The following is a 12728-nucleotide window of genomic DNA, read 5'->3' as shown; positions in this document are numbered from 1 at the left end:
TTCTGCCGTCGGTTAATCGCGAACGGTTACCCGCTCTCGGACGAGGAACCCGGAGCGAGCCGTCGGGGCCGAGGCGGTCCCCGATCGCGTTCCGCGGCCGGTCGGGACCGGAACGGGGGGCGACCGCGAACGGTTACGTTGCCGTCAGCGAGGTCGACGCTTCCGGGGAGGGAAAGCGCCAACACCTCCCGGAACGACGGCTTCCGTATGGACGAGAGCGGCGAAGAGGGCGCCGCGGATGGGAGCGCCGCGGAGGAAAGCGCCGCGGAGGGGAGCGCCACCGGAGCGGGCCGCGGCAGCGCGGCGCTCATCGAGGGCGACGCCGAGTTCGACGGGCGCGACGCCGCGCTCCTCAGGGCGGTCCATGAGGCCGGCTCGGTCGCGGGCGCGGCCGCCGAGCTGGGGCGCTCGCGGGCCCGGGCGCTCTCGCGGATCGAGGCGCTGGAGGAGTCGTTCGGCCGGCTCGTCGAGCGGCGGCGCGGCGGCTCGGGGGGCGGCGGCAGCCGGCTCACCGAGGCGGGGCGCGGGCTCCTCGACCGCTACGACCGGCTGCAGACCGTGCTCGCCGCGACCGCGAGCGTCCCCGAGACGGTGCTCGACGGGACCGTGGCGAGCGTCGACGGCGAGCTGGCCGACGTCGACACCGCGGTGGGGACGGTCCGGGGGCTCCGCGGCGGCGCCGGGGATACGGACGGCGGCGGTTCCGACGGCGCGAGAGGCGCGGGCGACGCGGTCGGCGCGAGCGACGGCCGCGACCGGGTCGCCGTCGGCGACGCGGTGCAGGTGCGGATCGGCGCCGACGCGGTGACGATCCACAGGGGCGACGTCGGCGTGGACCCGGACGCGACGAGCGCCCGGAACCGCCTGCGAGGGGAGGTGGTCGAGGTCGACGCCGGCGAGACCGTCTCGACGGTGCGGGTCGAAGTGGGCGAGACGGCGTTCCGCGCGCTGGTCACGGCCGAGAGCGCGGCGCGGCTGGACCTGGAGCCGGGCGACGACGTGGCGATCCGCTGGAAGGCGACCGCGACGCGCGTGGTGGAGCACGTGGGGCGGTCGGTCCGGGAGTGAACCCCCCGACGCTCTTTAGGCTCGGCGCCGAGGGACCGGTATGCCCACGCACGACGTCGACGCGGTCCTCGTCGCGGGCGCCACCGGCGGAACGGGTCGGGAGGTGCTGCGGCGGGCCGGACCGCGAGTCGACACCGTTCGCGCGCTCACGCGTTCCCCGGGGGCCACGGCCGACCTCCGCGCGGCCGGCGCGGACGAGGTCGCGGTGGACGACCTCCTCGACCCGTCCGACCTCGCGGCCGCCGTCGAGGGGGTCGACGCGGTGATAAGCGCCGTCGGGAGCACGACGTCGGCCGTCCGGAGCGGCCCGCCGTTCGTCGACGGGGCCGGGAACCGAGCGCTCCTGGACGCGGCGGTCGACGCCGGCGTCGACGCGTTCGTGATGGAGTCGGCGATCGGCGTCGGCCCCGAGCCGGCGAGCCCGCTGGCGTCGGCGTTCGGCGCGTTCATCGGGCCGCTCCAGGAGGCGAAGGCGGACGCCGAGGCCGCGATCCGCGAGGCGCCGATCCGCCACACGATACTCCGTCCGGGCGTCCTGACGAACGGGCGCCGGACGGGGCTCGTCACGACGGCCGAGCCGGGCGCGAAGCTGTGGGGGACCGTCTCCCGGGCCGACGTGGCCTGGCTCATGACCGCGGCGCCGACGACCGAGGGCGCGGCGGACCGGACGTTCGAGGTCGTCTCCACGCCCCGGTTCCCAGAGCGCGGCGTCGACGTGAACTGGACGCTCCCGCGGTGAGTCCGGGCCTCGCGGCCGTCACGGTGCGCCGGGGCGTCGGTAACGATTATAACCTGGTCGTGCGTAATGACAACGTATGTCACATGACGTGCCGACCGAAGAGACCCGGGGGCGTCGGTGGTGTGAGACCTGCCGTCTCAGCGTCGAGCCCGTCGACGGGGGCCACGGTCCGGAGTGTCCGAGCTGCGGCGAGTCGCTCTGAGGGCGCCGATCCGCCGCGGGCCGGTCGGAGAAGACACGCAGAGCCGTCTCACGCCTCCTCGCGGGCGTCGAGGTAGCCGTTGAGGAGCTGAGGAACGACGACTCCGACCGTCAACAGCGCTCCGATCAGGACGGTGTCGCTCAGCTCCGTGAGGACGCGACCGCCGTAGGCCAGCGCCAGTCCGGCGGCCATACAGAGGAGGATGACGGCGTTCTCGCGAGAGACCATAGCGGACCTTTCGTCGCCCGGCTAAAAGTGTGCTGTGGGGCCGCTACTTCCCCCAGAAGGGGTCCCGCTTCCGCTTCGTGTCGAGGTACGCCGCGAGCGCCTCGCGCTCGTCGGCCGTGATCTCCTCTTTCAGCTCCTGTTCGAGGATCTTCGCGTGCTTCTCGGGCACCTCGGTCCAGAGGGTGTCGCCCTCCTCGATGCCGCGCCCGACGGTGGGGCCGTCGATGGCGATGCTCACGCGCTCGCCGGCGCGCGCCTCGTCGACGTCGTCGCCCTGCTTCTGGATCCCGGAGAGCTGGCCGACGCGGTCGAACTCGTTGCCCTCGAACGTCCCGACGTTCCGGTTGTTCTGGAGGGTCCCGGAGATGACCTCGACGCCGACGACCGCGGGGTCGTTCTGGCGGAACGTGTGGTCGGGGAGGATCCGGAAGCGCGCGGGGCGGACGACCTTGTCGAGCACCGTCTCCTGTTGCGCGCGCTGGCGCTCCTCGACGAACGTCTCGTAGTCCTCGATCAGCTGGTAGATCACGTCGTTCGTGAACAGCTTCACGTCGGCGTTCTCCAGCTCCGCCTCCGCGTTCGCGAGGAGGTCGACGTTGAAGCCGAGGATGGCCTTGTGCTCGTCCTGGTTCGCCGTCTCGGCCACGGCGATGTCGCGCGGCGCGATGTCGCCGACCTCGGCGCGCAGGACGGGCACCTCGGCCTCGCGGAGCGCGTTCGCCATCGCCTCCAGCGAGCCGAGCGTGTCGGCCTTGACCACGACGCCGTCCTCGGCGGTGTCGACCTCGATCTCCGCGAGCTCGGCCTTCACCTCCTCGACGACCTCGACCTCCGGCCGGTCGCGGACGACCCGGACCGGCGCGCCGGCCATCGCCCGGTCGAGGTCGGGCGCGGCGATCTTCACCCCGGCCGCGGCGCCGACCTCCGCCACCTTCTCGAACTCCTTCTCGGTGCGGATCTCCTCCAGGGGCCGCGGCTGCAACAGCGCTCGGATCTCCGTGACGATCGGCTCCTCCTGCCCGCCGACGACGAGCCGGTCGCCGTTGCGCACGACGCCGTCGTACACCACCGTGTCGATGGTGGCGCCGAAGCCGCGCTCGTCTTTCACCTCCAGCACCGTCCCCTCGCCCGGCCCGCGCACGTCGATCGCCATCTCCTCCTTCATGAACCGCTGGGAGAGCCCCATCAGGACGGTGAGGAGGTCGGGGACGCCCTCGCCGGTGAGCGCCGACAGCGGGACGACGCCGATGTTCTTCTGGAAGTCCTGCACGCGCCAGTAGAGGTCGGCGGAGAAGCCGGCGTCGGAGAGCTGGCCGATGATCTCGTAGAGGTTCTCGTTGAGCATGGACTCGGCGCGCTCCGACTGCGCCTCCAGGCTCTTCTGGATCGGCTGACCGTCCTGCGGGTTCCACCCCGGCGTCGTGTCCACCTTGTTGGCGGCGACGACGAAGGGAGTCCCGGTGCGCCGGAGGATGTCGATCGCCTCCTCGGTCTGCGGCTGGAACCCGTCGTTGACGTCGACGACGAGCACCGCGATGTCGGCGAGGGCGCCGCCGCGGGCGCGCAGCGTCGAGAAGGAGTGGTGGCCCGGCGTGTCGATGAAGAGGAGGCCGGGGAGGTCGAAGTCGGTCGGGTCGATGAGCTCGCCGGCCATGCCGGAGATGGTGTCGAGGGGGATGTCCGTCGCCCCGATGTGCTGGGTGATCGCGCCGGCCTCGCCCTCGCTGACGGCGGAGCCGCGGATCGTGTCGAGCAGGCTCGTCTTGCCGTGATCGACGTGGCCCAACACGGCGACGATCGGCGTCCGAAGGGTGTCCGCGTTTGTGTGGTCGGTCATGGGTGATCGCCCCGAGAAGGTCGGTTACCGTGTGTTCCGCCCGGGCGTCAGTTAAGCCTTTCAAAACGCCGCCGGCCGGACCGCCCGGGTTCGGGGCCGCCTCGCTCGGGGGTCCCGGTCGGCGTCCGTCGCCCGTCGGACGCCCCCGTGGCGTTTAAGACCGTTGCCACGGACGGTGAGAACATGGTAGACATCCTCGCGGAGAACCTCTCCGGGAAGGCGGTGATGAGCTCGGACGGCACGGAGCTCGGCGACCTGTACAACATCACGATGGACCTGAAGTCGGGGGAGCTGAACGACCTGCTCGTCAGCCCGCACGAGCAGCTCAGCGCCGATCGGGTCGGCTTCGACGTCGACGAGATGGGCCGACTGAAGGTGCCGGTCGCGAACGTGCAGGCGGTGAAGGACTACATCGTCGTCGCCCGCTGATGGAAGTCCTCGACACCTCGGCGTTCATCCACGAGTACACCACCGACGACGACGTCGTCTCGGTGCCCGAAGTGCACGAGGAGCTCACCGGCGAGGGGGCGCTCCGCTTCGACGCGATGGAGGGCTCCGGGATGACGATCCACGTCCCGGCCCCCGAGGTCATCGACAACGTCCGGCGCGCCGCGCGCGGCTCGGGCGACGAGGCGGAGCTGTCCGACACCGACACCCGGCTGATCGCGACCGCGCTGGAGTTGAGCGCGACGCTCGTCACCGACGACTACGCGATGCAGAACGTCGCCGAGCGGCTCGACCTCGCCGTCGAGCCGATCGCCAGGGACGGGATCGCCGAGGAGCGCGAGTGGCGCTTCCAGTGCGTCGGCTGCAACCGCACGTTCGACGAGAACCGGGAGCGGTGCCCGATCTGCGGCAGCGACCTGACGCGGAAGAACCCGGCCTGACCGGACGGGGGAGTCGGACCGAAGGGTCCGCGGCCGGGGCGGCGGGCTCGGGAGCGACGGCGCCGATCGCTCCCGCGCGGTCAGTCCGCTCTCGACTGTTCTCGGACGTCGCGCTCGACCCCACCGGCCGCGTCGCCGTTAGCCCTCCCGACCGCGTCGCCCTCGGCGATCCCGAGGGCGTCGTCGGAGAGGTCGCTCCCGTCGAGGCGAGGGACGCGCTCGCGGAGCCGCCCGGCGACGGTTCGGGCCTCGGCGAGCTCCGCCTCGGCGACCGCCCGGACGAGGGCGACGGCCCGCTCCGCGCGGGCGCGCTGCCACGACTCCTCGCGGGACTGGTAGGTGCGGATGGCCCGGAGGAACTCCCGCTGCGAGAACTCCGGCCAGTAGGGCGCACAGAAGTAGACGGCGGCCTCGTTGCCGTTGGCGTGCCACGGGAGGAAGTTCGAGGTGCGCTCGTCGCCGCCGGTCCGGACGATGAGGTCGACGTCGCGGACCGGCCGGTCGTACAGCCGGTCCTCGACGGTCCCGGCGTCGACGTCGCTCGGGTCGAGGTCGCCGGCGTCGACGTCGGCGGCGATCGTCCGGGCGGCGTCGAGGAGCTCGGTCCGGCCGCCGTACGCGAGCGCGACGTTCAGGGTGAACCGGTCGTTGTCGGCGGTGCGGCGCTCGGCGTAGTCGACCGCGTCGCGGACGCGGGGCGGGAGCCGGGCGACGTCGCCGATGGCGCGGACCCGGACGCCCTGCTCGTGGACGCGGTCGGCGTCGGCGAACTCGCGGAGCTTGCGCTCTAAGAGGTCGAACAGCGGCGTCAGCTCCTCGTCGGGGCGCTCGAAGTTCTCGGTCGAGAAGGCGTACAGCGTCAGCTCCGCGACGCCGAGGTCGGCGCACCAGTCGAGCACGCGCTCGGTGGTGTCGGCGCCGGCGCGGTGCCCGTCGGGCGCGTCGTCGCCGCGCTCGCGGGCGTACCGCCGGTTCCCGTCCTGGATGATCGCGACGTGGGCCGGCACGTCGTCGATCTCGCGGCGGAGGTGGCGGCGGTAGGCGCGCTCGCCGAGGTCGCGGAGGCGATCCAACATACGTGGGGACCGACACGACCGAGGGATATGTACTTTTACCCTCCGACCGCGCAGATCGCGACCGATGGACGCCGCCTACGTCTTCGCCGTCGCGTTCCGGCTCGACCCGGACGGCGCGGCGGTCGACCCGGACCGGTTCGAGGCGACGATGGAGATCCCAGCGAGCGAGCCCGGCGCCGACGGGTGGCTGTTCTTCCGCGACCGGCTCTGGCGCGGCGAGATCGGCGACGAGCCGACGTTCCGGACCCTCGCGAGCGATCGCCTCGACGTCGACGTCGTCGCCGTCGAGTTCCGCGAACTCCGGACCGACCGGGAGCAGCTCGACGCGCTGCGACGCGAGATCGCCGACGACCTCGCTCGGTTCAACGCCGACTCGGTCGACGAGGTCCTCCGCAAGTACCTCGGGTCGTCGATCCACGTGCGAGGGGAGTGAGGGCTTTCGGAAGGGAGTCCGAGCACCGCGGTACCGTCTCTCGCGACCCCGCAACGCACTTATCGGTCGGCGGCGTACCGGTCGGCCCGTGTTCGTCGCCGACTACGACTTCCACCTGTTCGACCTCGACGGCACGCTCGTCGACGCCGAGTGGGCGTACACCCGCGAGGTGTTCGACCGCGTCGGCGACCGGCTCGGTCGACGCTTCTCCGACCGCGAGGCGCGCGTCCTCTGGAACGGGCTCGGCGGGTCGCGCGCCGAGACCCTCCGCGGGATGGGCGTCGACCCGGACGACTTCTGGCCGGCGTTCCACGCGGTCGAGGACCCGACGGTCCGCGCGGAGGCGACGTTCCTCCACGACGACGCCGCCCGCCTGCTCGACCGCGTGGACGACGCCGGCGGGCCGACCGGGCTCGTCACCCACTGCCAGCGGTTCCTCGCCGAGCCGGTGCTCGACCGGGTCGGCCTCGACGGCCGGTTCGACGCCGTGGTCTGTTGCACCGACGAGACGGGCTGGAAGCCGGACCCGGCGCCGATCGAGCTGGCGATGCGCGAGCTCGGCGTCGACCCGCGCGCCGACCGCGGCTACTACGTCGGCGACGGCGAGAGCGACGTGGGCGCGGCGTGGAACGCCGGCCTCGACGCGGTCCACGTCGAGCGCGTCGGCCACGGCGACCGCGGGCGGTGCGTGCTCGGCGACCGGCGCGTCGGCCGGCTGGACGAGCTGCTGGGGTGCGGGTGAGCCCCCGTGCCGTCCGCCCGCGACCGAAACGGTCGTGAGTCGGCGCGCGCTAACCGACCCATGACGAAGTGGTTCCACAGCGGTCGCCGGCGCGACCTCTGCGCGCTGCTGTACGACGCCGGCGAGCTGCGGGCGCAGTCGCTGAAGAACCGGCTGGAGTCGCACTACGACGAGCGGATCGACCCCGGCTCCTTCTACGCGACGCTCCGGTCGCTGGTGGACTCCGGGTTCCTCGACCGCCGGACCGAGGGGATCGCCGACGTCTACGCGCTCACCGACGCGGGCGAGCGCGCCCTCCTCGACCACTACGAGTGGCTCTCCGAGCGCGTCGGTGCGCCGGGGCTCGCGGGTGACGAGACCCCGGACGGCCGGCCCGCCGACGGGCCGGACCTCAAGGATTAACAACATCGCCGGTCTGGGTTATTACAATGACCGTCGTCAGCGTCTCGATGCCGGAGGAGCTACTGGAGCGGATCGACGGGTTCGCCGACGAACACGGCTATACCGGGCGCAGCGAGGTCGTCCGGGAGGCCTCGCGGAACCTCCTCGGCGAGTTCGAGGACGCCAAGCTGGAGGACAGGGACCTGATGGCGGTGGTGACGGTGCTGTTCGACTACGAGACCACGAGCGTCGAGGAGCGGATGATGCGGCTCCGCCACGAGCACGAGGGGCTCGTCGCCTCCAACTTCCACAACCACGTCGGATCCCGCTACTGCATGGAGCTGTTCGTGTTGGAGGGACGCTTGGAGGAGATCTCCGCGTTCGTCGGGAAGATCCGGGCGACGAAGGACACGCTCACCGTCGACTACAGCGTGACGCCGGTCGACGAGTTCGGCGGCGACGGCGAGGCCGCGGACGGCGGACACGGTCGCGGCGGACGCGGCCACGGACACGCCGACGAGTAGCCGGCGCCGGACCGCGACGCCGACTCACCCGTCGAGGACGACGCCGACGAGCGGGACCGCGACGCCGACGACGTAGCCGGCGAGGTGCGCGAACACGTTGCTGCCGAACGGGACGACCACCAGCGAGCCGATCACCCCGGCGGCGGCGACGCTCGCGCCGGTGACGTACAGGAGCTCCCGCTCCGGGGAGAGGCCGAGCCCGACCACCCGCGGGCGGCCGACGGCGGCGTAGAGCCCGGCGGCGACGAGGGCCGCGCAGAGCGCGAACAGGGAGCCGACCGCCGGCAGCGACGGGAAGTAGCCGACGCCGCTCGGCGCGAGGTACGCGACCGCGAGCGACCCGAGCGCGGCCACGACCGCCCACCGCGCGTCGACGCCGGCGGCGGGCGGACCCCGGTCGGGACCGCTCTCCCCGTCCGTCTCGGTCGCCAGCGCGGCGAACCAGACGACGACGACGTAGCCGAGGAGCGCGCTGTTCACGTCGGAGAAGCCGGCCGTCGGCGCGTCCGTGAGCCCGCCGAGCGCGACGATGGTCGCCCACGCCGAGACGAGGGGGACGACCGCGAGGTATATCGCGGCCGACCCCAGCAGCCGCCCGCGCCAGCCCGCGACGACGGAGAGGGGGTACGCGACGGCGACGAGCAGCCAGTAGTTGACGAGGTTGTCGAGGAGGTGCGCCGGGCTCGCGTGGACGAAGCTCGACGCGAACGCGGTCCACAGCGCCCATCGGCTCTCGAAGACGCCGCCGGTCGCGAGCGAGAGGCGCCAGGCGTCGGTCCCCGGCGCGAGGCCCACCGCGACGAGCAGCGCCGGCAGGGGGACCGCGATCAGGAAGAGGTCCCTCGGCGGGATCGACAGGACGGCCGAGCGGACGCTGGCGAGGAGCCCGCGGAGGGTGGGGGAATTCGGGTCAGGATCGGAGTCGCTCGGCGAACCGTCGACGTCCCCGTCGGCGCGGTCCCCCTCGCCGCGCATCGCTCACGGGGTCGCCGGCCGCACCGTCTCCAGCGCGGCCGCGAAGTCGTCGCTCCCGATCGAGACCTCGTCGGCGTGGTCGTTCGCGGCCGCGCCGTGCTCGTCGGCGACGCGCTCGATGGCGACGAGTGCGGCCTCGCGGCACAGCGAGGCGATCTCCGCGCCCGAGTACCCCTCCGTCTCGTCGGCGAGGCGCTCCAGGTCGACCCCCTCCGCGACGGGCTTCTCGCGGGTGTGGACGTCGAGGATCTTCCGGCGCGCCTCGCGGTCGGGCTCGGGCACCTCGATGTGCGTCTCCAGCCGTCCGGGTCTGAGCAGGGCGGGGTCGAGCGCGTTCCGTCGGTTCGTCGCCGCGAGCACGACGAGGTTCGGGTTGTCGCTGGCGCGGTCCAGCTCGGTCAGGAGCTGGGAGACGACGCGCTCGCCGACGCCGGAGCCGTCCCCGCCCGCGCCGTCGCGGTCGGCCGCGATGGCGTCGATCTCGTCGAAGAAGACGATGGCGGGGGCCGCCTGCCGGGCGCGGTCGAAGAGGTCGCGGACCGCCTTCTCCGACTCGCCGACGTAGCGGTCGAGCAGCTCGGGGCCCGCGACCTGGATGAAGTTGACGCCGCTCTCGCCCGCGATCGCCCGGGCGAGCAGCGTCTTCCCGGTGCCCGGCGGGCCGTAAAGCAGGACCCCCGTCGGCGGGTCGGCGTCGGCGGCGTCGAAGAGCGGCCCGTAGGTCAGCGGCCACGTCACCGCCCGCTCCAGCTTCTCCTTCGCCTCCGGGAGCCCGCCCACGTCGGCGAAGTCGGTGGTCGGCTGCTCGGCGACGTACTCCCGCATCGCGCTCGGCTCGACGTTGGCGTGGGCGGCCTCGAAGTCGGCCTTCCCGACGGTCACGTCGTCGAGCGCCCTCGCGTCCGACTCGCGGGCGCGGCGCAGCGCCGTCATCGCCGCCTCCTGCGCGAGCCCCTCGATGTCGGCGCCGACGAACCCGTGCGTCCGGCTCGCGATCCGGTCGAGGTCCACGTCGTCGGCGAGCGGCATCCGGCGCGTGTGGACGTCGAGGATCTGGCGGCGGCCGGCCTCGCCGGGGACGCCGATCTCGATCTCGCGGTCGAACCGACCGCCCCGCCGGAGCGCGGGGTCGAGGGTGTCGACGCGGTTCGTCGCGCCGATGACGATCACGTCGCCGCGGGCGTCGAGCCCGTCCATCAGCGAGAGCAGCTGGCCGACGACGCGGTTCTCCACGTCGCCGCCGTCGTCGCGCTTGCCGGCGATCGAGTCGATCTCGTCGAAGAAGACGATCGCGGGAGCGGCCTCGCTCGCGCGGTCGAACACGTCCCGGAGGCGCTCCTCCGACTCGCCCTTGTACTTCGACATGATCTCCGGCCCGTCGACCGTGATGAACTCGGCGTCGACCTCGTTGGCGACGGCGCGGGCGATCAGCGTCTTGCCGGTGCCGGGCGGGCCGTGGAGCAGGACCCCCTTCGGCGGGTCGATGCCGAGCCGGGTGAACACCTCGGGCTCGGAGAGCGGGAGCTCGATCGTCTCGCGCACCAGCTCCAGCTCCTCGTCCAGCCCGCCGATGTCCTCGTAGGTCGCGCCCGCGGTGTGGTCCGCGGGGGGCGCGGCCCCCTCGCCCGTCGATCGAGCGTCGCTTCCGGGCGGCGCGGCTCGGTCGGAGCGGTCGCCGCCGGCTGACGCGTCGGTCGTCCCGCGTCGGCCCTCCCGGTCGGCGTCGCCTCGGCTTTCGGAGCGGGCGGACCCGCCGTCCTCCCCGTCCCCGTACGTCACCGAGACGTCGGTCCGGTTCGTCACGCGCACGGTCCCCGCGGGGTCCGTCTCGGCGACGACGAACCGGAGGCCGCCGAGCCGCTCGACGTGGACCGCCTCGCCCTCGGTGACGGGGCGGTCGCGGAGGTCGCGGGCGAGCGCGCGCTCGACCACCTCGCGGCTCACGTCGACGTCGGCGAGCCGCGCGGGGGCGGCGAGGACGACGCTGTCGGCGTCCTCGACGGTGACCGGCGCGACGGCGACGGTGTCGCCGACCTTCACGCCGGCGTTCGCGCGGGTGTCGGCGTCGATGAGGACGGCGCCGTCCGTCGCGTCGGGACCGCCGGGCCACACCTTCGCGACGGCGACGCGCTCGCCGCGGATCTCGACGGTGTCGCCGCTGAGGAGGCCGAGCCGCTTCCGGGCGGGTTCGGGGAGCCTTGCGATCCCCCGGCCCGCGTCCCGCTTCTCGGCGGCACGCACCGTGAGCCGGAGGCCTGCGGAGTCGTTCATGGGTTCCGTACTGGCCGATCACCCTTTACCTTTGTCCGGGGGCGGGGCGACCGGCGGCGGAGAGGGGTGACGGGGGCAGCGGGCGGCGACGCCGGGCGCGGGGCACCGCCGACCGCAACCCCCTTACCTCGCCCGGGCGCGCCTTCGGGTATGCAACCGACAGGGCACCTGCGCGGCGACGCGGTCCGCGTCGCCGGCGACGCCCGCCAGCGCTTCTACGACTCCCGGGGGTACGGTCGCCCGCTCGACGGGAACGAGATCGCGCTCTCGCGCGTCGAGGCGGCTCACCTCCTTTTCCGGGGCGACCTCTCCGGGGTCGCGCTCGCCCCCGACGCCGACCCGGTCGGCTTCGAGCGCTTCTTCGTCGAGAGCGCGGCCGCCGCCGACCGGTTCGCGGTGCGGTACCTCGTCTACGCCGACCTCCGCGATCGCGGCTTCTACCTCTCGCCGGCCCGCGAGCCCTGGCCCGGCGGGGAGGCCGCCGTTCCCGACGCGGTCGACTTCGTCGCCTACGAGCGCGGCTCGACGCCCGACACCGGGAACGTCGAGTACCCCGTCCAGGTCGTCGGCGAGCGGGAGGCGCTCGCGGCCGCCGAGCTCGCCGGCCGCACCCTCGCCGTCGTCGACGAGGAGTCCGACATCACCTACTTCGCGGCGGAGGGCGGGCGGATCGAGGGCGCGACCGGCTACGAGCCCCCGGAGCGGCTCGACGGCGTCCTCCTCGCCGACCGCGTCGTCGTCTGGGACGCCCCCGAGGCCCTCTACGAGCGCGGCTTCTACGGCCAGCCGCTCACCGGTCGCGCCGCGGCGGTCGAGGGCGCGCTCCAGCTCTCCCTCGTCGAGGCCGCGTCGCTCGCGGCCGACGGCGTCCTGTCGCTGTCGGCGTCGGTGGGGGCCGCGAGCGAGGGCGCCCCGGACGAGACGCCGCCGGACGGTCCCGCCGCCGCGGTCGTCGCCCGCGGCCGCGACGTGGAGGGCGAGCGGTTCGAAAGGCGGCTCGCGGTCTATCGGCGCCTCCGCGCGGCGGACGCCGTCCCGAAGACCGGCTTCAAGTTCGGCGCCGACTTCCGGACGTACCTCGACGTGGAGACGGTCGAGGACCTGCCGCACTCCGAGCACCTCGTGCGCGTCGTCGACGCCGACCACCGCTTCTCGCCGCGCGAGCTCTCGCTCGACGTGCGGCTCGCGGGCGGCGTCCGCAAGGAGATGGTGTTCGCGCTGACGACCGTCGAGGGAGACGCCGACAGCCCCGGAGACGCCGGCGACGCGGTCCGCGACGCCGACGTGACGTGGCTCTCGGTCGGGCGGCTGACGCCCTGACGAGCGAGCGACGCCCCGACGCCGCCCCGTCGAGGCGAACGGAAC

General features: G+C 73.4%; 15 protein-coding genes. 10 read left to right on the top strand and 5 right to left on the bottom strand.

Annotated features, from left to right (window positions below; all coding sequences use genetic code 11):
• Positions 1–207: 207 nt before the first annotated feature.
• The 3 genes from NO900_RS04940 (at position 208) to NO900_RS04930 (ending at position 2009) form a co-directional block, all read left to right on the top strand.
• Positions 208–1068 carry a TOBE domain-containing protein gene (locus tag NO900_RS04940; RefSeq protein ID WP_256408111.1) on the top strand — a complete coding sequence of 287 codons (861 nt, stop codon included), beginning with the start codon at positions 208–210 and terminating at the stop codon, positions 1066–1068.
• A gap of 40 nt (positions 1069–1108) precedes the next feature.
• Positions 1109–1807, top strand: coding sequence for an SDR family oxidoreductase (locus NO900_RS04935; RefSeq protein WP_256408110.1), 699 nt, complete (start codon positions 1109–1111; stop codon positions 1805–1807).
• 76 nt (positions 1808–1883) lie between these two features.
• Positions 1884–2009 (top strand): hypothetical protein, encoded by a 126-nt coding sequence (locus NO900_RS04930; RefSeq protein ID WP_256408109.1) that lies wholly within the window; start codon positions 1884–1886, stop codon positions 2007–2009.
• Positions 2010–2057: 48 nt separating this feature from the next.
• On the opposite strand, the gene NO900_RS04925 is transcribed toward NO900_RS04930, so the two are convergent.
• Complete coding sequence (locus tag NO900_RS04925) at positions 2058–2237, bottom strand: DUF7987 family protein (RefSeq protein WP_256408107.1); 180 nt, start codon at positions 2235–2237, stop codon at positions 2058–2060.
• A 43-nt stretch (positions 2238–2280) separates the two neighbouring features.
• Positions 2281–4074, bottom strand: a complete 1794-nt coding sequence (gene infB / locus NO900_RS04920; protein ID WP_256408106.1) for a translation initiation factor IF-2 — start codon at positions 4072–4074, stop codon at positions 2281–2283.
• 183 nt (positions 4075–4257) lie between these two features.
• Between infB and NO900_RS04915 the strand changes: the two genes are divergently transcribed.
• The gene (locus tag NO900_RS04915; RefSeq protein ID WP_256408105.1) at positions 4258–4503 is read left to right on the top strand and encodes a PRC-barrel domain-containing protein; all 246 of its coding nucleotides are present in this window, start codon (positions 4258–4260) and stop codon (positions 4501–4503) included.
• The gene (locus tag NO900_RS04910) at positions 4503–4961 is read left to right on the top strand and encodes an NOB1 family endonuclease (protein ID WP_256408104.1); all 459 of its coding nucleotides are present in this window, start codon (positions 4503–4505) and stop codon (positions 4959–4961) included. The genes NO900_RS04915 and NO900_RS04910 overlap by 1 nt, the downstream gene beginning before the upstream one ends.
• 80 nt (positions 4962–5041) lie before the next feature.
• On the opposite strand, the gene uppS is transcribed toward NO900_RS04910, so the two are convergent.
• Complete coding sequence (gene uppS / locus NO900_RS04905; RefSeq protein WP_256408103.1) at positions 5042–6037, bottom strand: polyprenyl diphosphate synthase; 996 nt, start codon at positions 6035–6037, stop codon at positions 5042–5044.
• Positions 6038–6101: 64 nt separating this feature from the next.
• Here uppS and lwrS point away from each other — a divergent pair, with 64 nt between their 5' ends.
• From lwrS to NO900_RS04885, 4 genes are all read left to right on the top strand, one after another.
• Complete coding sequence (lwrS, locus tag NO900_RS04900) at positions 6102–6470, top strand: LWR-salt protein (RefSeq protein WP_256408102.1); 369 nt, start codon at positions 6102–6104, stop codon at positions 6468–6470.
• Positions 6471–6558: 88 nt separating this feature from the next.
• On the top strand, positions 6559–7212 hold the full coding sequence (locus NO900_RS04895; RefSeq protein ID WP_256408101.1) for an HAD family hydrolase: 654 nt from the start codon (positions 6559–6561) through the stop codon (positions 7210–7212).
• 60 nt (positions 7213–7272) lie between these two features.
• Complete coding sequence (locus tag NO900_RS04890) at positions 7273–7614, top strand: PadR family transcriptional regulator (RefSeq protein ID WP_256408100.1); 342 nt, start codon at positions 7273–7275, stop codon at positions 7612–7614.
• Positions 7615–7640: 26 nt separating this feature from the next.
• On the top strand, positions 7641–8117 hold the full coding sequence (locus NO900_RS04885; protein ID WP_256408099.1) for a CopG family ribbon-helix-helix protein: 477 nt from the start codon (positions 7641–7643) through the stop codon (positions 8115–8117).
• Between the two features lie 24 nt (positions 8118–8141).
• Here the strand turns inward: NO900_RS04885 and NO900_RS04880 are convergent, their stop codons facing one another.
• Positions 8142–9092, bottom strand: coding sequence for a rhomboid family intramembrane serine protease (locus NO900_RS04880; protein WP_256408098.1), 951 nt, complete (start codon positions 9090–9092; stop codon positions 8142–8144).
• Between the two features lie 3 nt (positions 9093–9095).
• Complete coding sequence (locus NO900_RS04875; protein ID WP_256408097.1) at positions 9096–11363, bottom strand: AAA family ATPase; 2268 nt, start codon at positions 11361–11363, stop codon at positions 9096–9098.
• A 150-nt stretch (positions 11364–11513) separates the two neighbouring features.
• On the opposite strand from NO900_RS04875, the gene endA reads away from it, so the two are divergent.
• A complete protein-coding gene (gene endA, locus NO900_RS04870; RefSeq protein ID WP_256408096.1) occupies positions 11514–12683 on the top strand; it encodes a tRNA-intron lyase in 1170 nt (389 codons plus the stop codon).
• The last annotated feature ends 45 nt before the right edge of the window (positions 12684–12728 follow it).

This window comes from Halorubrum rutilum (genome assembly GCF_024494565.1).
Note: the sequence above shows the minus strand (reverse complement) of the source record. Positions and strands in the feature narration are given on the sequence as shown.